The organism is Kutzneria kofuensis (genome assembly GCF_014203355.1).
In the GTDB taxonomy this organism is placed as follows: domain Bacteria; phylum Actinomycetota; class Actinomycetes; order Mycobacteriales; family Pseudonocardiaceae; genus Kutzneria; species Kutzneria kofuensis.
Map to the genome: position 1 here is coordinate 671,032 of NZ_JACHIR010000001.1, position 25,186 is coordinate 696,217.

Here is a 25,186-nt window from a genome sequence, read left to right on the forward strand (position 1 = left end):
AAACAATCACCCATTAGTGATTCGAGTTCGATCTTTGGAGCGCGTATTCTAAAGACATGGAAGAACTCACCCTCGACATGGAGAACAAGGAGCCTTGCGGGGCCCTGTTTGACCTGTTGGCGAGGGTGGGCATTCCAGGCCTCTCCGGTCAGGAGAAGGTCACCGCCTACATTCTGGCCGGCAAGATCGCCGCATTCGGCCACGCCATCCAGCTGGAGGTCCTCCACCACGTCGACGACCTCACGGAGTTGGCCATGGCCGGCCATGAACCCGAGCGGGCGTTGGGACAACGCAAGGAATTCAGCCGGGTGGTCGAGACGCTGCCCCGGCTGTTCGCCCAGCTGCGGCGCGGGGAGATCGACCAGCGGCGGCTGGAAGTCGTGGATGAGCGGGTGGCTCACCTGCCCACCCAGGCCCTGATCACCCAGGTCGAAGACACCCTGGTCGAGGTCGCGCCCGGGTTGAACCGCAGCCAACTCGCCCGCCAGACGACGAAACTGGTCGCGCTGGCCGACCCCGACGGCAGCGACCGACGCTGCCAGCAGGCCAAGGCCGAGCGGCGGGTCGAGTTCACGCCGCTGCCGGATGGCATGGCCCAGCTCAAGGCGGTGCTGCCCGCCGTGGAGGCCCGCATGGCCTACGACCTGCTCAACGCCGACGTCGCCGAGCTGCCCCAAGATGACCGGACTACTGATCAGAAGCGGGCCGACGCCTTCCTCGACCGCTTCCTCGCCAACACCAAGGAGCGCCAGGTCCAGGTGCATGTGACGATCCCCGTCGAGACCTTGATCGGGCTGACCAAAGACCCCGGCCTGTTGGACGGCTACGGCCCCATCCCCGCCGAACTCGCCTGCGAACTGGCCATGCAGGGCCCCTGGCGCGGCATCCTGCTCGACGAGTACCGGCACGCCACCGGCATGAGCACCGCCAAGTACCGGCCCACCGCCCCCATGCGGGAGATGGTCAAGATCCACGACGGCGGCACCTGCACCGCCCCCGGCTGCACCAGCCCCATCCGCGAACTCGACCACGTCATCCCCTGGCCCAAAGGCAAAACCACAGCCACCCAACTCAAGGGCCTCTGCTCCTGGCACCACCACCGCAAACACGACAACTACACGGTGACCCTGGATTCCGACGGCACCACCACCTGGACCACACCCCAGGGCCGGGTCCACACCACCCACCCTCACCAATACTGACCCCGCGTTCTTTGACAACTCCACAGGGATTCAGGGCTCAGCGCAGGATCCGAAACCGACCGGGCGCCGCCGGGTCTCGATCGGCGACCTGCACCGGCGGCCAAGCCCATTGCCAGACGTTGATGCCTGGCGTGCGGGAGAACCGGATCAGCCCACGAGTGCCCTCCACTGCGACGTGCGGCCAGGATTCGGCAATGCGCGCCCGGTCCACGCCGTCAGACCGCAGCACATCGGCGAGGACGGCGACCGTGTCGTAGCCCTCGAAGGCCACAAAGGAAGGCGCCTCGCCCAGCCGCTCACGCAACGCCGCCTCCACCCGCACACCGAGCGGCCCCAGGCGCTCGGGCAGGTACCGCAAGAACGGGATCCCAGCGCCATCGCCGCCCAACAGCGTCACCCACTCGGCGAACTCCGGTTGCCCAGCCGGAGCACCGATCATGACCTCGGCCAGCCGCCGGTCACGACGCACCGCCTTGACGATCGACACCGCCGGCTCCGGGTTGCCGACCAGCAGCAGGAGGGCCGTCGCGCCCTTCTCGACGAGTTCGTCGCACACCGCAGTCGGGGCAAGCGCCCGCATGTCGAACTCAACGACCGTGCCGCCACGAGGAGCGAGGTAGTCCCGCAGAATGCCGACGCCAGCCGCCCAATACACGCTCGGCTCGACTGCCACGGCGATTCGACGGTGCCCCGCGCCGAGCAGGAAATCCGCGTAGATCCGCCAGCCGTGCGACTGCGCCGGGGCAACACGCGCCACCCACTCCGTCGGCTGCTCGGTGAGCCCATCAAGAACCGCCGACGAGCACAGGAACGGCAGCCCGAGCGCATCAGCCCGGGCGGCAACCTCACGCCCGACAACGCTGTGATACTCCCCGGCCAAGGCCACCACGCCCAGCCCGGCCAGTTCGTCCACCGCTGCCACCGCCCGCTGCGGATCAGCCGCCGTATCCCGGACCACCAGCTCCAACGGCCTCCCGACGACCCCGCCCCCGTCATTGACCTCTCGAACGGCCAACTCGAGTCCGGCGAGCAAGTGCCGCCCCGCCCCCACCCATCCGGGCCGGCTCAACGGCGCGAAAGCCCCGATCCGCACCGGTGGCCCACCAATTCCCCCCGCCCCACCCAACGGTTCCGTCATATTCATTGCTCAATCCCTCCCCTGAGCCGCAGAACGACAAGGCTCCGCCTGCCCTTGACAGCCTTGAGTGCCATCGTTCAGAGGCTCCGCACAAAATCGGCCCCCAACACCACAACCCCTCACCGCACCAATTCCCGCAACCTCTCCATCCGGTGTATCACGAACTGACCCCGCCCGGTCGTGATCACGCCCTCTTCCCGCAACTCCCGCAACACCCGCGCCATCGACTCCCGAGATGTCGACGCCGTCTCCGCCAATTCCTGCTGCGTGAACGGCGACGCGATGTGCACCCCGTCCACCCCGGCCTTCCCCAACCGATTGGCGAGATCCAGCAGCAACGTCACCACCCGCTGCATGGTGCTCCCGCCCCCGTATTCCGCCCGCTGCTGATCCGTCTCCCGCAGCCTCTGCGCGATCACCTCCAACAGCGACCACGCAATCCGCGGATGCGCGTCGCACAGCCCCTGCAATCGCACCGCCGGCAGCGACAGCACATCGACGGCATCGATGGCCGTCATCGTCGCCGACCGCGGCCGCCCGTCGATCGCCGACAGCTCCCCCAAAACCTCCCCGGGCCCGCACACGGCCAGCATCACCCCGTGCCCCGCGGCCGCCCCCGCGATGACCTTGATGTGGCCGCTCAGCACCACGTACACCTGCTTGGTCTGCTCCCCCTGGCCGACGATCACCTCACCCGCGGCGAACCCGCTGCGCGTGGCGGCCGCGGCGAACGCGGCCTGCTCGGCCGGTGACAGCCGCCCCCAGAACGTGCCGGCCGGACCGGTCAGCGCGATCACCTCCCCTATGGTGTTCGGCAAGAGTAGTTGCTGGGAGGGCACGACACGGATGTCAGAGCGTCAGCCTTCGGTGTACCGGGCGATCCTCGTGGTCGATGTGGAGAGTTTCAGCGGCGGTCACCGCAGCGAGGACCACCGCCGGATCGTCCGCGCCGGTCTGCGCGAGATGCTGACCGCCGCGCTCGGCGCCCTCGGGCACGACTACGAGGCGGGGTACCACAACGACACCGGCGACGGCGTGGTCGTCTTCCTGACGCCCGAGGTGCCGGAAAGCCTCCTGGTCCGCCGCCTGCCGCACGAACTGGAGGTGTTGCTGCGCGAGCACAACAGCCGCTACGCGGACGGCGCTCAGATCCGCCTTCGGGTGGCTTTGCACCACGGCCAGGTGTTCTTCGACGAGACGGGCGCGTCGGCGGCGGCGGTGATCCACGCGTGCCGGCTGGTGGACAGTCACCCGGTGCGGGACGCGTTGAAGCGCGGCGAGGCGCCCCTTGCGCTGATCGTGTCGGACGACTTCTATCGCGAGGTCGTGCGCGGCGAGCCGGCCGCCGCTCCCGGCACCTACGCCGAGGTGCAGGTCAGTGCCAAGGAGACGGACTGCGTCGGTTGGCTGCGCGGCGGCGTCACCCAGGCCGTGGTGCCGAAGCAGCCTCAGCTCCCGCTGGTGCTGGAGGCCGACGACGGTGTGGTGCGCGTGGTGCCCGGCGGCGAGCGGCTCGTCGGTCAGCTCGTGCACGCCATCCGGCAGTCCCCGCTGCTGTTGGCCGCCACCCGCTCACGGTGGCCACAACACGACATGCGCAGCGCCCCCGACGAGGCGTTGCATGCGCTCGCGGAGGCGTTCCTGCGGGTGCCGTCGATGGTGGACGACATGGCGCGCCGCGACATCGTCGAGGAACTGCCGATGCAGATCCGGGTGTCGATCCCGCGCAGCCCGCGCGCCCGCACGGACGTTCGCGCGATCGTTCGCACGTGCGTCACGCGCAACGGCGGCCTTGCCGCGCTGCTGACCGCCGTGCAGCGCATCGAGGGCGACGACAGCCTCGACGTCGACGCGCTGCACGGCGACGTGATCACGATCCTCGCGTCACTGCTCGACCAGGACTGATCACCAGGGCTTGGCCATCGCGTCCAGCATGCTGTGCTGGGCGTCGTCCTCGGCGATCTCCCACGTGAAGGCGCCGCGCAGGTTCGCATTGCGGGCGTAGTCGGAGCGAATGCCGATCGAGCGCGGGTTCTCGAAACTGACGAACTTCCGCTCGGCCGCGTTGTACAGCCACGGCGACTGCGCGTTGCTGTCCCAGTACTGCTTCCACGCCGGGTCGGTCAGCAGCTTCGTCTTGATGTCGCCCCAGCTGCCCGGGTCGAAGCTGGTGTCCCACGGCTGGAACAGGCCGTGGTTCGGGCCCTCCTGCGTGACGTGGAAACCGCGCCCGTAGTACGGCACGCCCAGCACGATCCGGTCCGCCGGCACGCCGTGCATCTCGTAGTACTGCACCGCGCCGGTCACGTTGTTCCAGCGCTTCATCGGCTGTGGCAGCGGATCCGCCGGCACCTGAGCCATCGGCGCGTTGAACGTCGACACCGGGGAGAAGCCCGTGCCCATGTCGTACGTCATCAGGTTGACCCAGTCCAGCACCTTCGCGATGCCGCCCAGGTCGAAGCTCGCCGCCGGGTCGTACGGATCGCCGTACTTGCCCGTGCCGGTCTGCAGCCGACCCGCCGGCAGTGCCGCCGTGAGCAGCTTGTGCGAGCCGCCGAGCGCGTCCAGCTGCCGCCGGAACTCCTTGGCCAGCAGTGTCGCGTTCTGCTTGTCCTGCGGCCGGGCGGTGATCTCGGCCGGGCCGCCCGAGACCGGGAACTCCCAGTCGATGTCGACGCCGTCGAACGTGTCCTTGTAGGTCTTGAAGAACGTGTTGAGGCACGCGCCGACGAACTTCTTGCGGGAGGCGTCCGTCAGCGCCGCGTCGGAGAAGCCGCCCGCGCCCCAGCCGCCGATCGAGATCGACACCTTCAGGTTCGGGTGGCTCGCCTTCAGCTGCTTCAATGCCGCGAAGTCCCCGGCCGCCCCGCCGTCCGGCGTCGCGCAGACGCCGTTCGAGATCGTGGAGAACGCGTAGAAGACATTCGTGACGGTGTTCGCCGGGATCTGCGACGCCGGGAAGGAGTCACGCTCCCAGCCGGCGAAGTACGCCCCGACGACATGGTTCGGCGCGGTGTGGCGGTCGGGCGCGGCGGGGTTGTCGGTCGCCGCCGACGCCGAGCCCGCCACCGTCCCGACAACGGCCAGCGCGGCCAGCCCGAGGGCGGTCAGAGCACGCAGGGAAGACATGCCCGCCACTCTGTAATGAGTCGATCACGATCAGCAAGAGGTCGGTATGGTTCAGACCAAAAATTCGCCTGTTCAGCCGGTCAGATCGTCAGGACCAATGCCCCGGTGGCCGCCGCCAGGCAGGCGAGGGCCGTGACCAACCCGGTGCGCAGGAAGCGCGGCCAGGCGACCTTCACGCCGGCCGAGCGGCAGCGTTCGTACCAGAGCAGCGTGGCCAGCGAGGCCCACGGCGTGACGATCGGACCGACGTTCGTGCCGATCAGCAGCCCGAGCAACTGGTCATGGTTGGCCACCGGCACCACCGCCTCCCCGGCGGTGTAGGCGGGCAGGTTGTTGAGCACGTTGGACAGCCCGGCCCCGGTGCCGGCGGCCCGGAACACGCCGCCCGGCCCGTTGCTGTCGCCGATGACGGCGTGCATGATGCCGGCGAGCCCGTGGTCGCTGATCGTCTGCACGACGAAGAACAGACCCGTGACGAAAACCAGCAACCGCCACGGCAGGAGCCCCCAGCGCAGCGAGCCTCGCTTGCGCACGGCGAAGGCGATCACCACCACGCCGGCGCAGACGGGCGACACGACGGCCAGCTCCAGGCCCGCGACGACGCCGGCGATGAAGATCACGCAGGCGGCGGCGCAGATTCCGAACAGGACGGGGTCGGCCGGCCGAGGGGCGGTGGGTGGCTCGTAGCGGTCCATGCCGCGCCGGCCCCGCCGCCAGTAGAAGATCCACAGGCAGACGGCGGTCGCCGCGACCGAGGCCAGCTCGGGAAGCACCATCCGCTGCGCGAAGGCCGGGGCGCTCAACGCGACCCGGTTCATCGCCAACAGGTTCGTCAGGTTGGACACCGGCAACAACAGACTCGCGGTGTTCGCCAGCCACACGGTCGTCATCGCCAGCGGCGCACCGGGAATCGCCAGCCTGGCCGCCACGGCCAGCATGACCGGCGTCAGCAGAACCGCCGTGGTGTCCAGGTTCAACGTCGCCGTGGTGATCGCGGCGAACAGCACGCACAGCACGAACAGCAGCACGAAGTTGCCGCGCGCCAGGATGGTCAGCCGGATCGCGATGGCGTCGAACACGCCGGCCTCGGCGGTCAGCTCGGCCAGCACGATCACCGCGCCCAGGAACACCAGGATCGGCCCGATCCGGACCAGGGTGCCCTCCGCCTGGGCCGGCGGCAGCAGCCCGGTCGCCAGGAACACCAGGCCCACCGCGAGCAGCCCGATCGCCACCCAGTCCAGCGCGTCCAGCCTCCGCACCGAAGCTCCCTTTTCTCTCAAGGTGTTCACGACCGGGGCCGCATCCGGCTCTGCGGATCCCACAGCAGGAAGTCGCCGTCGTCGCTGGCGCTGGCGATCAGCGGCTGCCCGTCGACCCGCACCCGGGTCAGCGCGCGCACGGTGCCGCCGTGCGCCTGGTACTCGCCGACGAGCTCGCCGGTGCGCACGTCCCAGAACTGGATCAGGCCGCCGAAGCCGCCGCTGGCCAGCAGCCGGCGATCGCCGACCCGGACCGGCCCGAGCGCGCCGACGTGCCCGAGCCCGCTGTCCATCACCAGCCGCACCTCGTCGCCGGGATCGCCGACGGCGATGGTGCCGTCCTGGCAGCCGGCGGCCAGCCGGCCGTCGACGACGGTCAGCGTGACCACGCCGGCCAGGCCGTCGTCGAAGGTGCCCAGCAGCTCGCACGACCCCGGATCCCACAGCAGCACGCGGCCGTCGCTGTCGGCGCTGGCCAGCAGCGGCCCCTGCGTGCCGTCGACCGCGGCCAGCGACACCACCTCGGCCGCCGGCCCGCGCAGCACCTGCGACTCCTCGGCCCGGTCCAGCGGCCACAGCCGGATGGTGCCGTCGGCGCTGCCGCTGGCCATGAACCGCTCGCCGTTGACCAACAGCGGCGTCACCGTCCACACCTCGCCGGTGTGCTCGGCCCGGGTGGACAGGTGCTCGCCGGTGTCGGCGTCCCAGATCCGCACGGTGCCGTCCGACGACCCGGTCGCGAGCAGCACGCGGCCCGGCCCCGGCACGGACGCCAGCGCCCGGATCGTGCTGCGGTGCCCGCGAAGCGTCCGCTCCTCGGAGAAGCCGGACAGCTCGTGCAGGTGCACGGACCCGTCCAGGGCCCCGCTGGCGAGCAGGGTCCGGTCCGGCAGCAGCACGGACGTCAGCGCCCACACCGCGCTGGACCGCACCGACTGCAGCTCGTCGGTCTGGAACGTGACCGGGTCGGCCAGCCGGATCGTGCCGTCCACGCCACCGCTGGCCAACTGCACCCGGCCGTCGACCTCGACCGCGGCCAGCGCCCACACCTCGCCGGTGTGGTGGCTGAACCGGTGCTCGACGCCGTCCCGTGTGCCGCGCGGGTTCCACAGCCGCACCGTGCTGTCCGCGCTGCCGCTGGCCAGCAGATCGCCCTGGCCGGTCGGCACCACCGCGAGCGTGCGGATGGTGCTGACGTGCCCGACGAACGAGTTGACCAGCGCGCCGGTGCGCGGGTGCCACAGGTGGATCATGCCGTCGGCGCCGCCGCTGGCCAGCAGCGACTCCCCGTTCACCGTGACCGTGGTCAGCGCCCACACCGTGCTGCGGTGGGCCTGGATGGTGCGCAGCACCGCGCTCGTCTCCGGGTCCCACAACCGGATCGTGCCGTCGGCGCCGCCGCTGGCCAGCAGCTCTCGGCCGGCGACCTCGACCGACGCCAGCGCCCACACCCGGCCGCCGCGGCGCACCAGGGTGCGCAGCCGCTGCCCGCTCTCCGGGTCCCACAGCTGGATCATCGACCCGGATCCGGTGCCGGCCAGGCAGGTCCGGCCGCCGACGCGGACCGTGGCCAGCGCCCACACCTCGCCCTCCAGGAACCGGCTCTCCCGGAGCAGCGCGCCGGAGTCCAGGTCCCAGGTGCGGACGATGCCGTCCACGCCGCCGCTGGCGATCATGTCGTGGCTGCCGTCGGCGGACGGGATGGGCGCCAGCACCCGGACCGGGCCGGTGTGGCCCTCCAGGTTGAGCACGGTCTGCCCGCTGGCCACGTCGATCAGCCGCACCGCGCCGTCCGCGCCGCCGCGGGCCAGCAGCGACCGGCCGCCCGAGCGGATCTCGGCCAGCACCCACACCGGGCCCTGGCTGTCCGGCTCGCCGACGTGCGAGTCGTCGCCGGGGAACGGCGGCGGCGGGAAGCGCAGCACCTCCGGCGGCGTGGTGCGCGCCGGTCGGGCCGCGACCCGGCCGAGGCAGTCCACGATGGCGTTGAGCGCCGTGCGGGCGTCCTTGCCCTCGAAGGTGACGCCGTCAATCCGGTCCACCATCTCGGCCAGCAGCAGGCCGGCGTGGATGGTCACCGCCAGCACCCGGCCCCGGCTGCCGGGGCTGTCGATCAGCGCCTGCAGCCACGCCTCGCCGGCGTAGGGCAGCGCGACCGTGCTCGCGGAGATCACGGTGATGACGTACCGGCCGTTCTCCAGCGCCTCCGCCGCGAGCCGGCGCAGCCCGTCCGGGGTCGAGGCCTCGGACAGCGGCCTGATCACGACGGCGTAGCCGAGCCGGTCCAGCTCCCAGCGCAGCCATTCCGCCCAGGCGTAGTCCCGGGGGTGGTAGCTGAGGCAGATCTGCGACGCCAGCCGCTCCGTGCGTTCGCCTTCCTCGGTCACCGCATCTGTTTCCGGTTCGGAACCGTCCAGAGTGGTCAGTTCGACCAGGGACGGCGAGTTCTCGTCCTCCGGCGCCGGAACCAACTGGCTCCAGCGTTTTGCCGCCTGCGAGTACGGCGGCCCCAACGCCTCCAGCACGGTGTTGAACACCCGGGCGAACGCGATGCTGCCCGTGGACAGGCGTGGACCGTCGTGGCCGAACGGGTCGGCCAGCATCGCGGCGAAGTCCAGCGGCTGCCCCATCCGGCTGCCGACGAACCTCGACACCTCGCCGAAGACCCTGACGGCCTCGTCCCTGCGCAGCGTTCCCAGCAGGGTTTCCCTCACTCCCTTGCGGAAGTCGTACTGCACCTCGTCCGGGTCCTCGTCGGGTCGCTCGTCCCCGATCCGGTGAAGCAGTTGCCCCAGAAACACTTCCGCCAGATGCGCCGGTCCGGATTCCGGCAGCATCGTGGACTGCACGAGCCGCATCACCGGCAGGCTCAGCGGCGCTGTGGCCAAGTACGAAGCAAGTCGGAAGGCCGTGGGGGAAGCCGTCGCGCGGAAGGCCTGCACGAGGTCCAGCGGGGCGTCCGGCGGCACGTCCACCATCCACTCCGGACGGGCCCCGACCTCGCCATCGGCAAGCACTACCACACCGTCGACCCAGCCGCGGTTCTCGCCGGCGAGCAGTGACGCCCAGCGCCCGATCCACCGCGGATCCAGCTCCATGATGGGCACCGACGTCCCGGTCGGCGGCGGCGCGCCGAAGCCCTGGTTGCGCGGCTGGAACTCGAACCGCCGGAACGGCAGCCCCGACTCGAAGGCCCGCAGCCGCACCGGAATCGGCACGATCGCCGTGCGGTGCCACAGCCGCTGCGGGAGCGGCTGGACGATCGCCACCGAGCCGGACTTCGACCACATCGCCAACAACCGTGACATGGCACCGGAAAGCCACGCCTCGCCGACGCAGTCGCTCAGCATCAGCACAAGTCGACGACCGCTCGGATCGATCAGCTCACGGGGGCTGCGACTCGGCGCGCCCGGCCGGCGCAGCCGCGGCTCGTCCTCACGGGTGTCCATCTCCCACACGCGGACGTCCCGGAACGCCCCCATGCGCTCCAGCAACACGCGCAACTCCGTCGCCGCGCGCCGCCAGATCCGCATGGACGGACCCGAGTCGACGACGAGCGCGACCTCCAGCCACCGCGTCATCTCCGGTTGCCACTCCGGCAGCCACAGCCCCGTGTCGGCGATGTGGTCGGCGGTGTCCTGCTCGTTGACGACGAGTCGATGCGGATCGGGCACGCGCCGCTTCAACGGCCGCAACGCCCGCGACAGCTGCAGCGTGTCCGGCAGCGCCGGCGCCGCCGGGCTCAGCATCGTCAAGCCGCTCATGCCATCGGTGTGATTGCCGCGCCCCGGCAGGTGCATGGACGCCGACGACGCCGGCACCTCCGTCGCCCCCGGCGACGGCCGACTTCCCAAGCGCCGCTTGGGTTCCGACTCCACGCCGCCCGGCGAGGCCGGCTCCTCCGGCTCCACCGGCGGCGGCAGCGGCTCCCGCTCCAGCACCGGCTCGCCCGTCCCCGTGGGCCGGGCGTTGCCGAGGTGACCGGCCAGCCAGATGGCGTCGGCCAGCTCCTCGCCGGTGACGTCCACCCGGGCCGCCGCCAGCACGTCGACGAGTCGTTCGAGCCTCATTGGCCCGGCTGGCTGAGCGGCCGCAGCAGCGCGTCGAGCAGCCGGGCCCGGGTCTCCTCGGGCGGTCGGCCGCCGGACGCGGCCAGGTAGATGGCGTTCAGCAGCTGGTCGTTGGCCAGGTCGCCGACGCGGCGGTCCTCCAGGAAGCGGTCGATCACGTCGTCGCTGGCGGCCACCGCCTCCGGGCCGAGGTGCGCGGCGACGATGTCGGTCAGCTGCTGCCGGTTCGGCGTGCGGATGTCCACCCGCAGGCAGCGGCGCAAGAACGCCGGCGGGAAGTCGCGCTCGCCGTTGCTGGTCAGCACCACCACCGGGAAGGCGTTGCACCGCACGCGGCCGCGCTGGATCGGCACGGTGTCGGTGCCGTCGGCGATCATCACCTCGACCGTGGCCTGGTCGTCGGGCAGGCGGGTGAGCTCGGGGATCTCGAACTCCCCTTCCTCGAACACGTTGAGCAGGTCGTTCGGGAGATCCACGTCGCTCTTGTCGATCTCGTCGATGAGCAGCACGCGAGGCCGGGCCTGCGGCAGCAGTGCGGTGCCGAGCTTGCCGAGACGGATGTAGCGGCCGATGCTCGGCGGTGCGGCGGGTTCCCCACCACTCGTGCGCAGCAACGGGCGGGCGCTGCCCTGGCGCAGGCTCGCGTCCTGGAGGCGGCCCACGGCGTCGTAGCGGTAGAGACCGTGTTCCAGCGTGGACCGGCTGGTGATCGGCCAGCGCAGCACCGGCCCCAGCTTCAACTCGTGCGCGATGCTGTACGCCAGCGTGGACTTGCCGGTGCCGGGCTTGCCCGTGACCAACAACGGCCGGCGCAGGTACAACGCGGCGTTGACGATCTCCGTGACCTCGCGGTCCGCGCGGTAGGTGGTGGCCCGCTCCTGCTCGCCCAGCTTGCGGCCGCCCGAGCCGTCCATGCCCAGCCGCGGGTCCACGAGGGGCAGGCCGCCGAACTCGCGCCACCGCGGTGGCGGCGGGAGGCGGTCGATGCCGTCGTGCGGCTCGCCTGCGCCCCGGTAGATCAGCCAGTCCTCGTCCCCGGTCATGGTGGGGATCCTCCCGTTGAGCTCGGCGCGGACAGCCCGAACCTCGGCTCGGGCAGGCGGGACGGGTCGTCCCAGAGCAGGCTGAGGTGGTTGCCGCAGTGGTCGTCGACCGCGCCGGGAGCGTCGGCCTCCTTGCGGGCGCGCAGCGCGTGGTCGGGCAGCCGCGGCAGCGGGCCGTTGGTGAGCATTTCGGTCAGCTGGAGGTGACCGCCCTCGCCGTGGTGCTCACGGCACCACAGCGCCACCGGCGTGCCGGCCCACACCGCGGCACCCAGCACGGAGTCGACGGCTTGGTGTTCCGGGGGCGGCGGGCCGTGCCACGCGACCGCTACGGGCTGGTCGCCGGTCAGTTCGCGGTACAGCCGCTGCGGATCGTGGCCGTCCTCGTCGGCGAGCCACCGCACCGCCGACTCGGGGTGCAGTCCGCTGTGCTCCTGCAGCCAGCGCCACTTCGCGCGCCACTGTTGGCGCAGCGGCAGCGATGTGGTGCGCAGGCGGTCCAGGCTGCGCACCACCACCGGGTAGTAGACGCCGAGGCGGCTGCGGAACGGGCCGCCCTGCGTGATCAGCCACTTGTCCACCGGCATGACCAGCAGCCGGTGCGGCAGGATGAACTCGACCATCGGCTCCACGGCGTCCGTGACCAGCAGGCTGCCGCAGTCCAGCAGCGCGCGGTCGATGACGTCCGGGATCTCCTCCAGCGTGTACGAATGGTCGTCGCGGGCGAGCGTCTGGCTGTCGGTGTCCAACCACAGCCACACCGACACCTGGAACCGGTTGTGGTCGAGACCGTCCTCCTCGATCTGGACCAGCAGCGAGGCGCGGCCGCCCGGCTTCGTGGTGTGGAAGTGCGCGCTTTCCCGTGCGGCGGCCAGCAACTGCGGCGGCAGTTCGCAGCGCCGCACCACGTCCGCGTTCCAGTGCCGCAACGCCTGCGCCGTCTGGCCACGACCGTCCACAGAGGCCGCCAGGTACTCCAGGAACACCAGCAGCGGCGGCAGTTGTCCCGGCGGCGTCATCATGTTGACGAGTTCGTCGGCCACGCCGAGCAGGTCGCTCGGGGCCGACTCCAGCGGCGGCGCCAGCGGGCCCGCCGACGCCCGGTACAGGCTGTACGCGTCCACCTCGGACGTCAGCGCCGTCAGCAGTTTGCGCAGGTCCGCCCGCTCCGCGGGGAGCAGGATCTCCAGCGGGATGTGCGCGGCCACCAGGTCCGCCGCCTCTTCCACGCGGTAGTGGCCCTGGCAGAACAGGCGCAGCGCGTCCACCAGCTTGCGCAGGCCGCCGTAGTGCCGCTGGCATTCCTCGACCAGCGCGATCGTGTACAGCCGGTCGCTCTTCTGCATCGGCACGTCGAAACCGGGGCCCAGCCGGTTGCGCAACTCCGTCATGATCAGGCCGCGGGTGGTCGGGTCCTGCAGCTCGTCCACCTCGAGCAGCAGCGCCACCAGCCGGTTGCGCACGGGTTCCGGCAGCTGCGGCCGGCCAGCAGACACCACGCGCGCCTCCCCCATCGCTCACGATCTTCGCGGGCCATCGTAGGTCGCCGCCGGTCGTCCGGCCCCGTCGCGGGCAAGGCTAATCAGGGTTGGGACGTTCGTCTGCGTCAAATGGCACGTAAGCGCACCGCCACTGGGCACTTCGGGTGACAGAACGCCCCAGGGGTATCCGAGCCACGCTACGTTGCCTCTTCGTAGCGGAGAGCAGCCTCCGGCCCCGCCCGACGAGCCGGCGTGCGGACCACTTGGTGAAGGGGAAGCGGTGGCCCGCACGCCAACCACGTCAGCGCGGCGCTCCCAGCTGAACCGGTCGGCGCGGGTACGGAATCGGCAGATCCGGCGCCGGCATGTCGGGCCGCGGCTCGTGCTTCGACCTGCTCATGGTCGCCTCCCTCGTGGATGGCGATGGGCTCCCTGACAAGGTTGTCGGCGCGTCAACGCGCGACCTTGCGCCGTTCGACGCGAAGGGAGCAGTCCAATCACCGAATTGGCCCAAACGGCCCACCCCGGCGAGTCCCGCTCACAGACACACCGAATGTCGACTTCCGTCACAATCGAAATGCCACATCCGCGTCGTTGTTGCCTCCCAGCGCCCCATGCGGACCGCATGTGGCATTCGGGGGCCGAGCTAGAAGCGGCGTCGTCCCACGCGGTAGGCAACGCCGACGCATGACGCGCCGACGGCAACCGCCACCGCGACCTGCACAACCACCGCCGTCACCGACACGGGCGCGTTGTCGAAGAGCAGGTGGGCCATGGCTCCGACGGGCGGGAGGCGGTTGGCCACGGCGAGAACCACCAGCGACACGCCCACGACGGCGACCAGGGACCAGCCGGTGGTGGGGATCATCGGGCGCGAACACAGCACCCCGAGGCCGATGCCGGTGACGGCGCTGATCACGTGCGCGGTGAAGCCGAGGGCCACATCGGACAGTGCGTAAGGGTGGTGATGGATCAGGGCGGGCACGAAGGTGGCCAGCAGCACGAGCACGCCGTTGAGGACGAAGGCGGCGCCGACGAGGCCGCCGAGCAGACGACGCCAACCGCCGACAGCGGCGATGGTGACGTACCGCTGCACGGGATCCTCGTTGTTGACGAGCACGACGGTCAGCCACGCGGCCAGCGGGAACAGCACCATCTCGGACACGCCGTAGGGCGGCCGGGGCGTGCCGGGGTCGCCGCCGTAGAGGATGCCGGTCATCGCGAGGTACACGAACACCGGCGGCAGCCACCGCTGCGACTTGAACAGGTCGGCGAGCAGGTAGCGGATCACGCTGTCCTCCGCACCGACTGCACGCCGGGCAGCTTCGCCACCTGGTCGACGGCCTCGGACGTGCAGGTCACGACGACCTCGACGAACCCGAGGTCCTCGACGGGCCGCAGCACCCCGTCGGCCATCCGGAACACGGTCGCGCCGGGCAGCTTCGCGGCGGCGCCGGTGTGATCGGTCACGAGCACGGTGGCGCCGGCGTCGGCCGCCTCCCGGACGAGGTCGCTGAGCACGGCCCGGGCGGCGACGTCGAGACCCGCCCACGGCTCGTCCAGCACGAGGAAGCCATCGACGGAGCCGAACGTCTGGGTGAGGCCGACCTTCTGCGCGTTGCCCTTGGACAGCTCCGACATCGGCTGGTCCAGGTCGCCGGCGAAGCCGAGCCGGTCGAGCAGTTCGACCCGGGTGGGCAGTCGCCGGATCCGCGCGAAGTGCCGCAGGTACGCCCGCGCCGACAGCCGCAGTTGGTCGGGGAACCGCTCCGGCAGGTACGACACCGCCGACGGCCGGCCGCGTACGGAGCCGGCGGTGGGGACGGTGCAGCCGGCGGCGATGCGCAGCAGCGTGGACTTGCCGCAGCCGTTCTCGCCGAGCACCACCGTCACGGAGCCGGGTGACAACGCCACGTCGATTCCCGTGAGCACGTCAGGCCCACGGCCGTAGCGCATCCACACCCCGTCGACAGTGATCAAGGCCACCCCTCCCGGCGGGAGATCCTGGCACACGCGATGAGAGATTCACGTGAGCAAGACCCCACTTGAAGGCCAATACAGGACAAGCGTACTGTTAAAGCCGAGCAGGGTCCGGCGGCGCACCCCACCAAGGTGCGCGACACTGGCGTCCCTACGCTCCCGAACTGACCAGCGCCGTCGCACGATGGAGTTTGACGTGACTGCACCTGCGAGCAAGGACAGCTTCGGCGCCCGTGGCACGCTCACCGTTGGGGACGCCTCCTACGAGGTGTTCCGACTGAGCGCGGTCGACGGCGCCGAGCGCCTGCCGTACAGCCTCAAGATCCTGCTGGAGAACCTGCTGCGCACCGAGGACGGTGCGAACATCACGGCCGACCACGTCCGTGCGCTGGCGAGCTGGGACCCGAGCGCCGATCCCGACACCGAGATCCAGTTCACCCCGGCCCGGGTGATCATGCAGGACTTCACCGGCGTGCCCTGCGTGGTGGACCTGGCCACCATGCGCGAGGCCGTCACGCAGCTGGGCGGCGACCCGGCCAAGGTGAACCCGCTGGCCCCGGCCGAGCTGGTCATCGACCACTCGGTCATCGCCGACATCTTCGGCCGGCCCGACGCCTTCGAGCGCAACGTGGACCTGGAGTACGAGCGCAACCGCGAGCGCTACCAGTTCCTGCGCTGGGGCCAGACCGCCTTCGACGAGTTCAAGGTCGTGCCGCCCGGCACCGGCATCGTGCACCAGGTCAACATCGAGCACCTGGCCCGCGTGGTGATGGTCCGCAACGGCATCGCCTACCCGGACACCGTGGTCGGCACCGACAGCCACACCACCATGGTCAACGGCATCGGCGTGCTGGGCTGGGGCGTCGGCGGCATCGAGGCCGAGGCGGCCATGCTGGGCCAGCCGGTCTCCATGCTCATCCCGCGCGTCGTCGGCTTCAAGCTGCACGGCGAACTGCCCGCCGGCGCCACCGCCACCGACCTGGTGCTGACCATCACCGAGATGCTGCGCAAGCACGGCGTGGTCGGCAAGTTCGTCGAGTTCTACGGCTCGGGCGTGTCGGCGGTGCCGCTGGCCAACCGCGCCACCATCGGCAACATGAGCCCCGAGTTCGGCTCCACCTGCGCCATCTTCCCGATCGACGGCGAGACGGTGGACTACCTCAAGCTCACCGGCCGCAGCGCCGAGCAGGTCGCGCTGGTCGAGGCGTACGCCAAGGAGCAGGGCCTGTGGCACGACGACGAGCGTGAGCCGGTCTACTCCGAGCAGCTGGAGCTGGACCTGGCCACGGTCGTGCCGTCGATCGCCGGCCCGAAGCGCCCGCAGGACCGCATCGAGCTGGCCGAGGCCAAGAAGCGCTTCCAGCAGAACGTGCGCGACTACGTCAAGGCCGACGACAACGTGGACGAGGAGATCGACGAGTCGTTCCCGGCCAGCGACGCCCCGGCGCACAACGCGGCCGCCAACGGCGCCCGCCCGCGCAAGGTCGTGTCGGTGACCCTGGAGGACGGCACCGAGACCACGCTGGACCACGGCCACGTGGGCATCGCGGCGATCACCTCCTGCACCAACACGTCCAACCCGTCGGTGATGATCGGCGCCGCGCTGCTGGCCAAGAACGCGGTCGAGCGCGGCCTGTCCCGCAAGCCGTGGGTGAAGACCACCCTGGCGCCGGGCTCCAAGGTCGTCATGGACTACTACGAGAAGGCCGGCCTGACCCCGTACCTGGACAAGCTGGGCTTCAACCTGGTCGGCTACGGCTGCACCACCTGCATCGGCAACTCCGGCCCGCTGCCGGAGGAGATCTCCGCCGCGGTGCAGGAGAACGACCTGGCGATCGTGTCGGTGCTGTCCGGCAACCGGAACTTCGAGGGCCGGATCAACCCGGACGTCAAGATGAACTACCTGGCCAGCCCGCCGCTGGTGGTGGCCTACGCGCTGGCCGGCACCATGGACCTGGACCTGACCAGCGACCCGATCGGCACCGACAGCGAGGGCAAGGACGTCTACCTCGCCGACATCTGGCCGTCGCCGCAGGACGTGCAGGAGGTCATCGCCTCCGCGGTCACCGCCGAGATGTTCACCAAGGACTACGCGGACGTGTTCGCCGGCGACGAGCGCTGGCAGTCGCTGCCGACGCCGACCGGTAACACCTTCGAGTGGGCCGACGACTCGACCTACGTGCGCAAGCCCCCGTACTTCGAGGGCATGGCGCTGGAGCCGTCCCCGGTCACGGACATCAGCGGCGCCCGGGTGCTGGCGCTGCTGGGCGACTCGGTCACCACCGACCACATCTCGCCCGCCGGCTCCATCAAGGCCGACTCCCCCGCCGGCAAGTACCTGACCGAGCACGGCGTCGAGCGCCGGGACTTCAACTCCTACGGTTCCCGCCGCGGCAACCACGAGGTGATGATCCGGGGCACCTTCGCCAACATCCGGCTCAAGAACCTGTTGCTGGACGGCGTCGAGGGCGGTTTCACCCGCAACTTCCTGGCCGACGGCGAGCAGACCACCATCTACGACGCGTCGGTGGCCTACGCCGAGGCGGGCGTGCCGCTGGTGATCCTGGCCGGCAAGGAGTACGGCTCGGGTTCGTCGCGGGACTGGGCGGCCAAGGGCACCAGCCTGCTGGGTGTGCGCGCCGTGATCGCCGAGTCGTTCGAGCGCATCCACCGCTCCAACCTGATCGGCATGGGCGTGCTGCCGCTGCAGTTCCCGGCCGGCGAGAACGCCGCGTCGCTGGGCCTGACCGGCACGGAGACCTTCGACTTCGCCGGCGTCACCGAGCTGAACAACGGCACGACGCCGCGGACGGTCAAGGTCACCGCGACCAGGACCGACGGCGGCAAGGTCGAGTTCGACGCCGTGGTGCGCATCGACACCCCCGGCGAGGCGGACTACTACCGCAACGGCGGCATCATGCAATACGTGCTGCGCAAGATGGTCAACAGCTGACCTTCGGCACACGAGGGGCCGCCGCCGGGAACTCCCGGCGGCGGCCCTTTTTCGTCGCCGCCGTGCTCGTACACGAGAACCTTCCGCCGACGAGTGCCGCACGTCCCGCCTCGCGCAGGCTTGACCTACTCCATTCCGGGTATTGCGCGGGAGTTCCGTTCAGCCGGTGCCGGCAACGTCGGTAAATCTCTTCGACAAACCATGCACGGACCGTAGCTATGGGCGGCACCCGCCGATAGGATCCGAAACGGTCCTTGGGCGGTGAGCATGTGACGCGCGTGGATCCACTATTCCGCCACATGCAGCAGGGAGTGGAACGTGGCCGGCGGCACTGGAATGCGGACGCAACTCTCCATCGGCGAGTTGATAATTCACCTACGGGGGCAGCACGGGCTGACCCAGTACGAGTTGGCCGACCAGCTGGCGGGGGTGTCCGGCAACGACGCGGTGACCCGGGAGGAGGTGTCCCGCTGGGAGCGCGGCAAGCGCATCCCGGGACCGTACTGGCGCACCTGGCTCAGCGAGGTGCTGGGCTGCCCGTCCGAGCGCTGGGAGAGCGCGGCGCTGGCGGCCCGCAGGTCCCGGCGGATCCCGGTGCAGCGGCGGCAGAACGCGGGCTGACCGCCGACCGGCGCGGCCGGGCATCGTCGGGTCCGCCATCTCGACGACACCGGTCGGCCGTGGAATCAATTGATACAACGGGCAACTACTCACGTTTTGATGCGGTAACACCGATAAAACCGCTGATTCACATTGTCGAACCAAACGGCGTCTTGACCGAGGCCGGCGTGTATGACAACGTGCTCGTCGTCCCGCCGCCCCGGACCCTGTGAGGGTGGGCGTTGTCCTTCAGACGGTTGACATATTCACTTTTCTGCGCGGCCCTGCTGTGCGTGCTGCCCCTGCCAGCCGCACACGCCCGGACCCAGACCGCGTCGGGCGGCCTGGCTCCGACGCAGAGCAACGGCGTCGCCGCCACACCGCAGCTCGGCTGGAGCAGCTGGAGCTTCGTGCGGAACAATCCGACCGAGGCCGACATCGAGGCGCAGGCCCGCGCCATGCATGACAGCGGACTGGTCGCGCACGGCTACACGTACCTCAACATCGACGACTTCTACTACCTCAACCCCGCGACCACAGTGGACTCCGGCGGCCGCTGGGCGATCGACCCGAACCGCTTCCCGCACGGCATGGCGGCGGTCGCCGACTACGTGCACGGTCTCGGCGAGAAGTTCGGCATGTACCTGACGCCCGGCATCCCCGTCGCCGCGTACCAGCAGAACACACCGATCACCGGCACCGGCTGGCACGCCCGCGACATCGTGTCCTACACCAGCCGGTACGAGACCAACTACAACTTCGGCAACGGCTCGATGTACTACATCGACTACGCCAAGAACCCGGCCGCCGCGCAGGCGTTCCTGAACTCCTGGGCGAACCAGCTGGCGTCGTGGGGTGTCGACTACGTCAAGCTGGACGGAGTCGGCGACTGGGACATCCCGGACGTGCAGCACTGGTCGCAGGCGCTCAACCAGGCCGGGCGGCCGATCCACTTCGAGCTGTCCAACTCGCTGGCGCTGTCCGACGCCGCGATCTGGAAGCAGTACGCCAACGGGTGGCGGATCGAGGGCGACGTCGAGTGCTACTGCAGCACCCTGACCAACTGGAACAACGTCGCTCAGCGCTTCGGCGACCTGCCGAACTGGACGGACTGGGCGGGCGCCGGCGGCTGGAACGACCCTGACTCGCTGGAGATCGGCGGTTCCAACACCGGGCTCACCGCGGACGAGCGGCGTACCGCGATGACGCTGTGGGCCGTCACCGCGTCGCCGATCACCCTGGGCACCGACCTGACCGCGCTCACCGCCGACGACCTGTCGCTGCTCACCAACGACGAGGTGCTCGCCGTCGACCAGCGTGGCAACGCCGCCCGGCCGGTCGACCGGCTGACCCAGTTGCAGACCTGGGCCACCGGCAACGCCGACGGCAGCTACACCGTGGCGCTGTTCAACCTCACCGGTTCGACCGCGACCGTCACCGCACGCTGGAGCGACCTCGGCTTCGGCGGCAGCGCCTCCGTGCGTGACCTGTGGTCGCACACCGATCTCGGCACCGCCGCCACCACGTTCAGCGCCTCGCTCGCGCCGCACGCCTCGCGGCTGCTGCGGGTCGTGCCGACCGCCGGGTTCCACTACACCGGCATGTACTACACGGTCTCCAACGCCAACGGCGCCCTGGACGTGACGTCCTCGTCCGTCGTGCAGCGTCCCTTGAGCGGCGCTGCCACCCAGACGTGGCAGGCCGTCCCGTCCGGCGCCGGCACCGTCAAACTGGTCAACCGCAGCACCGGTCTTCTGCTCACCGTGCCCAACTCCACGCCCGGCGCGTCGCTCGTGCAGTCCCGTGACAGCGGGGCTGCCTCGCAGTGGCGGGTTGCTGGCTCTGCCATCACCAGCGCCCAGAACGGTCTCGTTGTCGGCGCCGGTTCGAGCACCGTCGTTCAGGCCGTCGGCACCGGCGCTGCCGACCAGCAGTGGCAGCTGACGCCCGTCATCGACGCCGGCACGCGGTACAAGCTCGTCAACCTCAACAGCGGTGGGCGGATGGACGTCGACAACGACTCCACCGCCGACGGCGCCAAGGTGCTGCAGTGGGAGGACAACGAGCAGGCCGACCAGCTGTGGACGCTGTCCCCCGCCGGCAACGGGCTGTACACCATCACCAACGTCAACAGCGGCAAGCTGCTCAACGTGCCCGGGGCATCGACCACTCAGGGCACCCAGCTCATCCAGTACCACGACGACGGCAATTCCAACTCGCGCTGGCGGCTCGTCGACGCCGGCCCCAACCGCCTCGGCATCGTCAGCGCCTCCAGCGGCCTGCAGCTGGACGCGTACAACAACTCCCTCTCCGACGGCGCCGCGATCATCCAGTGGTCCGGCAACAACGGCGCCAACCAGAAGTGGACGCTCGTGCCGGCGTCCTGACCGGCGGGTGGGTGGGCTCCGGCCCACCCACCCCGCTACTTCGCGGTCTTGATCAGCGGCGCGTCCCGGGACAGCTCCCGGAACCCGACGCCGTAGTACAGCTCGCGCGCCCTGACATGCGCGGGCGCCCCCAGGCACGCGACCGTGGCGTGGTTGGCCCCGGCCTCCCGGGCCAGCTGCATTCCGTGCAACAGCATCGCCCTGCCCAAGCCGAGACGCCGGTAGCCCGGATGCGTCCCGACCGGCTCGAACTCGACGGTCTTGTTCACCTCGTCGAGCCACATGATCGTTGACGACGCCATCGTCCCGTCCGGCGCCTCCACCAGGACGTGCAGGTCGCCGCGATACGCCGCCGTCTGCCGGACGCCGTCGTAGCTCTCCGCCGTGTACGCCGTCGGCGCCCAGGCGTCCACGTGGGCCTGGACGGCCGCCTCCGGGCCGGCCTCGTCCGCCGTGCGGAACCGGAAGCCGTCCGGCAGCACCGGCTTTTCCACGTCGGTCAGGTCCCGCTCGTTGAGCTGCGTCCAGGACCCCGCGTCGCCCAGCGCCTCCGTGTCCGTCTCGTAGCCGTGCGCCGCCCACCGCTTCAGGCCGTACTCATCGGCGGCCCCCGGCAACACCGTTCGCTCCAGGCCCGCCGCCGTCGCGTCGTACCAGTCGATCACCGCGTCGACCAGGCCGGCATGGTCGGGATGGACCTGGTACGCCAGGTAGGCGCCCTTGACGTCCCGCACCGACCCGTCGTTCCTCCTCACCTGGTGCGGCAGCTGGGCCCAGCCCCATGCCACCAGGTCCCCGCCGTCGAACCACAGCCGACGCCGCCAGCTCCCGCCGATGCTCGCGTAGCCCTTGCCCCAGTTCCAGGCCAGCTCCCCATACGACGCGTCGCTGTTCACCAGGTCCGGGCGGGTGGCCGTGACCCGCTGCGCCAGCTCCTGCATGAGCTGCAGGTCCTCGGCGGTCACCAGCTCGACGTTCGCCATAGTGCGCCACTGTGTCAGGGCTCCCCACGGCCGTCGAACCGTTTTCGGGCGACACCCCACACCACCGCTAAGCCCGACTCGCCGGCACCGACTCCCGCATCCGCGCCAGGATTTCCAGCCGGTCCTCCGCGAGAATCCGCCGCGTCGTCACCCGCTCCGGATAGCACCGCATGAACATGCTGGTGAAATGCGAGCCGTAGTGGATGACCTCCTCGGGCTCCCCGCCGGCGAGGGGACGAAGGGCGGCGGGGAAGTCGGGCTCGTGGAAGTAGGCGACGGAGTAGCGCTCACGGTCGGCCAGCTTCACCTTGTGCGGCGTGGAAAGCAGCTCGCCGGAGGTGAGGAACTGGAGGATGTCGCCCGGAAACACGGTGAACGTGCCGGGCACGGGGTCGACGAGGCGCCAGGGCTCCTCGTTCTCGAACGCGCCGGCGGAGCTCTCGTGGTCGAGCCAGTTGCGGGGGCGCTTCTCACCGGGAACGGGCGGCCGGACGAACAGGCCGTTGCCGACCTCGTCCTGGGTGGCGATGACGAGCATGCCGTAGTCGGTGTGAGCGCCGATGCCCCGGGTGGAAGCCTCGGACCGGGCGGGAAAGCGCAGCACACGCATGTGGTGCCAGCCGTCGGTGGCGAGGGTGGTGAGGGCGTTCATGTCGGCCAGCCCCAGGCCCAGGGCGGTGAGCTTGAGGATCTTGTCGCCGATGAGGCCGAACTGGGACATCAGGGCGGTCATGACGTCCCGGTAGACGGGGTCGGGCCAGGGCACGGGCCCGTGGCAGGGCCAGCCGGCGCGGACGCGGGGATCGGTGACCGGCACGTCCTTGCAGACGGTGAAGATCTCGGAGAAGTCCTGCTCCCCGGCGGTGACCTCCTCGCCGGAGGCGACATAGCCGGCATAGGTGAGATCGCTGACGAGGGCGGCCTTGTCGGGCAGCGGCCGGGCGAAGAAGCGGCGGCTCTCCCGCAGCGCCGCGGCGCTGACGGCGTTGGCGACGCTGCCGGTGGCGACCTGCAGGATGCCGTCGGACTGCCAGGTGCGGACGAGTTCGACGCCCAGCGCGATGTCCCAGATCGAACCGGTGACCTCGGCGGGCAGCTGGAAGGTTCGAAGTGTCGTCATGGCGTGCACACGGTCGTGCGGGCACGAACGGTTCTACGGGACGCCGAAGCAGGCCTAAAGATACATCGGCGGCGCCCCGGAGAACGCCGCCGATGATCGGGCATTACGTCACTCCGCGCGGGACAGCGATACCGCGAAGCGCCGCGCGCTGTCGGTCCACCAGTGCGACAGGGCGAAGCCGGCGTCGGCGAGCTCGGCGGTGACGCGCTCGTGGCGGAACTTGGCGGAGATCTCGGTGCGCATCTCCTCCCCCTCGGCGAAGTCGATCTCGATGCCGGCGCCGGGCAGCTTCACGTGCATGGGCCGCAGCGCCCGTAGCCGCATCTCGATCCACTCGTCGACGTCGTCCCACAGCGCCACGTGCTGGAAGGCGTCGGCGTCGAAGTCGGCGTCGAGTTCACGGTTGACGACACGGAGCACGTTGAGGTTGAACTCGGCGGTCACGCCCTGCGCGTCGTCGTACGCCGGGACCAGCACGCCGGGGTCCTTCACGAGGTCGGTGCCGAGCAGCAGCCACTCCCCCGGCTCCAGCACCGCACGGATGGAGCCGAAGAACTTGGCCCGCTCCGCCGGCAGCAGGTTGCCGATGGTGCCGCCGAGGAACGCCACCATCCGCGGCCCCTCGCCGGGCAGCAGCGCCAGGTGCTCGGTGAAGTCTCCGACCACGGCGTGCACGGACAGGCCCGGGTACTCGCCGACGATCGTCTCGGCGGCCGCGCGCAGGGCGCTCTCCGAGACGTCCATCGGCACGAACTGACGCAGCGATCCGTTGTCCCGCAATGCATCCAACAGCGTCCGGGTCTTGTCGGACGAGCCGGAGCCGAGTTCGATCAGTGTCCGCGCCTGGGTCACCGAGGCGATCTCGGCGGCCCGGGCCCGCAGCACCTCCCGCTCGGCCCGGGTCGGGTAGTACTCGGGCAGCTCGGTGATCCGCTCGAACAGGTCGCTGCCGACCGCGTCGTAGAACCACTTGGGCGGCAACGACTTCAGCGGACCGGCCAGCCCGGCGCGCACGTCGTTGCGCAGCGCGCGGGCCATGTGGTCGGCGGTGAGGTGGTTTTCCACTACCGGGTTAGTCATGGTTCCTGCCGTCCTGGATCCAGGGGTCGGATGTCCACAGTGGTCTTGGAGGCGAACACGATGCTGCGGTCGGGCACGGCGACCCACGCCGGGTCGTCGTCGATGGGCTCGGACGCGACGGTCACCGCGCCCGGCCCGGGCCGCACCCACAGCGAGTGCCACCACGCGGTGGCGACGAGCAGTTCGTCGTTGCCCAGCAACAGGTTCAGTCTCGAGTCGGGCGCGGCGGCGGCCACCTCCAGCATGACCGCCTCGATCGCGTCCACCGGCTCCTGCCCGGCCCGCAGCCGGTGCCGGACCAGCGCCCACAGCAGCGCCGCGTCGGTCGGGGCGTCCAACGTGAGCAGGTCGGTGACGGGCAACCGCTGGGCCAGCAGCGAAACGCTGTCCGGCCAGCCGCGTACGACCCCGTTGTGGCTGAACAGCCAGCTCCCCTCGGCGAAGGGGGCGCTGGCCGTCTCCACCACGGGCATGCCGACGGTCGCGGACCGCGCGGCCGCGACCACGGCCGTCGCCGTGGTCGCGGTGGCCAGCGAGGCGAACGCGGTGTCGGTCCACATCGGCACCGCACGCCGGTAGCGCACCGGCGACTTCTCGCCGGGCGCGAACCAGCCCGCGCCGAACCCGTCGGCGTTGATGGTCCCGCCGTGCCGCATGTCCCGCGGCGCGTACGACTGGTGCAGCAGCGAGTGCGGCGGCGCCAGCAGCAGGTCGGCCAGCGGCACGGCGGGGCCCAGGTAACCCAGATGGCGGCACACCGG

18 protein-coding genes are annotated in these 25,186 nt (G+C 70.5%); 5 read left to right on the forward strand and 13 right to left on the reverse strand.

The window, feature by feature from the left end:
- The first annotated feature begins 56 nt into the window (after positions 1-56).
- Positions 57-1,202: an HNH endonuclease gene (locus BJ998_RS03015; RefSeq protein WP_184858255.1), complete on the forward strand. Its 1,146-nt coding sequence runs from the start codon at positions 57-59 to the stop codon at positions 1,200-1,202.
- A 37-nt stretch (positions 1,203-1,239) separates the two neighbouring features.
- Here BJ998_RS03015 and BJ998_RS03020 read toward each other — a convergent pair whose 3' ends face one another.
- Both BJ998_RS03020 and BJ998_RS03025 read right to left on the reverse strand, forming a co-directional pair.
- The gene (locus tag BJ998_RS03020; protein ID WP_184858257.1) at positions 1,240-2,346 is read right to left on the reverse strand and encodes an ABC transporter substrate-binding protein; all 1,107 of its coding nucleotides are present in this window, start codon (positions 2,344-2,346) and stop codon (positions 1,240-1,242) included.
- Positions 2,347-2,459: 113 nt separating this feature from the next.
- The gene (locus tag BJ998_RS03025) at positions 2,460-3,137 is read right to left on the reverse strand and encodes a Crp/Fnr family transcriptional regulator (protein WP_184858259.1); all 678 of its coding nucleotides are present in this window, start codon (positions 3,135-3,137) and stop codon (positions 2,460-2,462) included.
- Positions 3,138-3,186: 49 nt separating this feature from the next.
- Here BJ998_RS03025 and BJ998_RS03030 point away from each other — a divergent pair, with 49 nt between their 5' ends.
- On the forward strand, positions 3,187-4,245 hold the full coding sequence (locus tag BJ998_RS03030) for an effector-associated domain 2-containing protein (RefSeq protein ID WP_184858261.1): 1,059 nt from the start codon (positions 3,187-3,189) through the stop codon (positions 4,243-4,245).
- Here BJ998_RS03030 and BJ998_RS03035 read toward each other — a convergent pair whose 3' ends face one another.
- The 7 genes from BJ998_RS03035 to BJ998_RS03065 form a co-directional block, all read right to left on the reverse strand.
- The gene (locus BJ998_RS03035; protein WP_184858263.1) at positions 4,246-5,469 is read right to left on the reverse strand and encodes a glycoside hydrolase family 18 protein; all 1,224 of its coding nucleotides are present in this window, start codon (positions 5,467-5,469) and stop codon (positions 4,246-4,248) included.
- A gap of 80 nt (positions 5,470-5,549) precedes the next feature.
- Positions 5,550-6,728 (reverse strand): ArsB/NhaD family transporter, encoded by a 1,179-nt coding sequence (locus BJ998_RS03040; RefSeq protein ID WP_312889890.1) that lies wholly within the window; start codon positions 6,726-6,728, stop codon positions 5,550-5,552.
- 26 nt (positions 6,729-6,754) lie between these two features.
- Positions 6,755-10,798, reverse strand: a complete 4,044-nt coding sequence (locus BJ998_RS03045) for an SAV_2336 N-terminal domain-related protein (RefSeq protein WP_184858265.1) — start codon at positions 10,796-10,798, stop codon at positions 6,755-6,757.
- On the reverse strand, positions 10,795-11,841 hold the full coding sequence (locus BJ998_RS03050; RefSeq protein WP_184858267.1) for an AAA family ATPase: 1,047 nt from the start codon (positions 11,839-11,841) through the stop codon (positions 10,795-10,797). Before BJ998_RS03050 ends, BJ998_RS03045 begins: the two co-directional genes overlap by 4 nt.
- The gene (locus BJ998_RS03055; protein ID WP_184858269.1) at positions 11,838-13,340 is read right to left on the reverse strand and encodes a VMAP-C domain-containing protein; all 1,503 of its coding nucleotides are present in this window, start codon (positions 13,338-13,340) and stop codon (positions 11,838-11,840) included. The genes BJ998_RS03050 and BJ998_RS03055 overlap by 4 nt, the downstream gene beginning before the upstream one ends.
- 628 nt (positions 13,341-13,968) lie before the next feature.
- Positions 13,969-14,613 (reverse strand): hypothetical protein, encoded by a 645-nt coding sequence (locus BJ998_RS03060; RefSeq protein WP_184858271.1) that lies wholly within the window; start codon positions 14,611-14,613, stop codon positions 13,969-13,971.
- Positions 14,610-15,302 (reverse strand): ATP-binding cassette domain-containing protein, encoded by a 693-nt coding sequence (locus BJ998_RS03065; protein WP_184858273.1) that lies wholly within the window; start codon positions 15,300-15,302, stop codon positions 14,610-14,612. Before BJ998_RS03065 ends, BJ998_RS03060 begins: the two co-directional genes overlap by 4 nt.
- A gap of 184 nt (positions 15,303-15,486) precedes the next feature.
- Here BJ998_RS03065 and acnA point away from each other — a divergent pair, with 184 nt between their 5' ends.
- The 3 genes from acnA to BJ998_RS03080 all read left to right on the forward strand — a co-directional run bounded on the left by acnA (position 15,487) and on the right by BJ998_RS03080 (position 21,242).
- A complete protein-coding gene (gene acnA, locus BJ998_RS03070) occupies positions 15,487-18,255 on the forward strand; it encodes an aconitate hydratase AcnA (protein ID WP_184858275.1) in 2,769 nt (922 codons plus the stop codon).
- A gap of 318 nt (positions 18,256-18,573) precedes the next feature.
- Complete coding sequence (locus tag BJ998_RS03075) at positions 18,574-18,876, forward strand: helix-turn-helix transcriptional regulator (RefSeq protein WP_312889892.1); 303 nt, start codon at positions 18,574-18,576, stop codon at positions 18,874-18,876.
- A 236-nt stretch (positions 18,877-19,112) separates the two neighbouring features.
- The gene (locus BJ998_RS03080) at positions 19,113-21,242 is read left to right on the forward strand and encodes an alpha-galactosidase (protein ID WP_221337857.1); all 2,130 of its coding nucleotides are present in this window, start codon (positions 19,113-19,115) and stop codon (positions 21,240-21,242) included.
- A 35-nt stretch (positions 21,243-21,277) separates the two neighbouring features.
- On the opposite strand, the gene BJ998_RS03085 is transcribed toward BJ998_RS03080, so the two are convergent.
- The 4 genes from BJ998_RS03085 to egtC form a co-directional block, all read right to left on the reverse strand.
- Positions 21,278-22,225 carry a GNAT family N-acetyltransferase gene (locus tag BJ998_RS03085; protein ID WP_184858279.1) on the reverse strand — a complete coding sequence of 316 codons (948 nt, stop codon included), beginning with the start codon at positions 22,223-22,225 and terminating at the stop codon, positions 21,278-21,280.
- A 67-nt stretch (positions 22,226-22,292) separates the two neighbouring features.
- Positions 22,293-23,345 carry a 2OG-Fe(II) oxygenase family protein gene (locus tag BJ998_RS03090; RefSeq protein ID WP_184858281.1) on the reverse strand — a complete coding sequence of 351 codons (1,053 nt, stop codon included), beginning with the start codon at positions 23,343-23,345 and terminating at the stop codon, positions 22,293-22,295.
- A gap of 108 nt (positions 23,346-23,453) precedes the next feature.
- Complete coding sequence (egtD, locus tag BJ998_RS03095; RefSeq protein ID WP_184858283.1) at positions 23,454-24,425, reverse strand: L-histidine N(alpha)-methyltransferase; 972 nt, start codon at positions 24,423-24,425, stop codon at positions 23,454-23,456.
- Complete coding sequence (gene egtC, locus BJ998_RS03100; RefSeq protein ID WP_184858285.1) at positions 24,422-25,183, reverse strand: ergothioneine biosynthesis protein EgtC; 762 nt, start codon at positions 25,181-25,183, stop codon at positions 24,422-24,424. The genes egtD and egtC overlap by 4 nt, the downstream gene beginning before the upstream one ends.
- Between the last annotated feature and the right edge of the window lie 3 nt (positions 25,184-25,186).

Bases quoted from the DNA above. Each gene is read 5' to 3' on its own strand.
- BJ998_RS03015 (WP_184858255.1), top strand. From the start codon at position 57: ATGGAAGAACTCACCCTCGACATGGAGAACAAGGAGCCTTGCGGGGCC.
- BJ998_RS03020 (WP_184858257.1), bottom strand. From the start codon at position 2,346: ATGAATATGACGGAACCGTTGGGTGGGGCGGGGGGAATTGGTGGGCCA.
- BJ998_RS03030 (WP_184858261.1), top strand. From the start codon at position 3,187: ATGTCAGAGCGTCAGCCTTCGGTGTACCGGGCGATCCTCGTGGTCGAT.
- BJ998_RS03035 (WP_184858263.1), bottom strand. From the start codon at position 5,469: ATGTCTTCCCTGCGTGCTCTGACCGCCCTCGGGCTGGCCGCGCTGGCC.
- BJ998_RS03045 (WP_184858265.1), bottom strand. From the start codon at position 10,798: ATGAGGCTCGAACGACTCGTCGACGTGCTGGCGGCGGCCCGGGTGGAC.
- BJ998_RS03050 (WP_184858267.1), bottom strand. From the start codon at position 11,841: ATGACCGGGGACGAGGACTGGCTGATCTACCGGGGCGCAGGCGAGCCG.
- acnA (WP_184858275.1), top strand. From the start codon at position 15,487: ATGGAGTTTGACGTGACTGCACCTGCGAGCAAGGACAGCTTCGGCGCC.
- BJ998_RS03085 (WP_184858279.1), bottom strand. From the start codon at position 22,225: ATGGCGAACGTCGAGCTGGTGACCGCCGAGGACCTGCAGCTCATGCAG.
- BJ998_RS03090 (WP_184858281.1), bottom strand. From the start codon at position 23,345: ATGACGACACTTCGAACCTTCCAGCTGCCCGCCGAGGTCACCGGTTCG.
- egtD (WP_184858283.1), bottom strand. From the start codon at position 24,425: ATGACTAACCCGGTAGTGGAAAACCACCTCACCGCCGACCACATGGCC.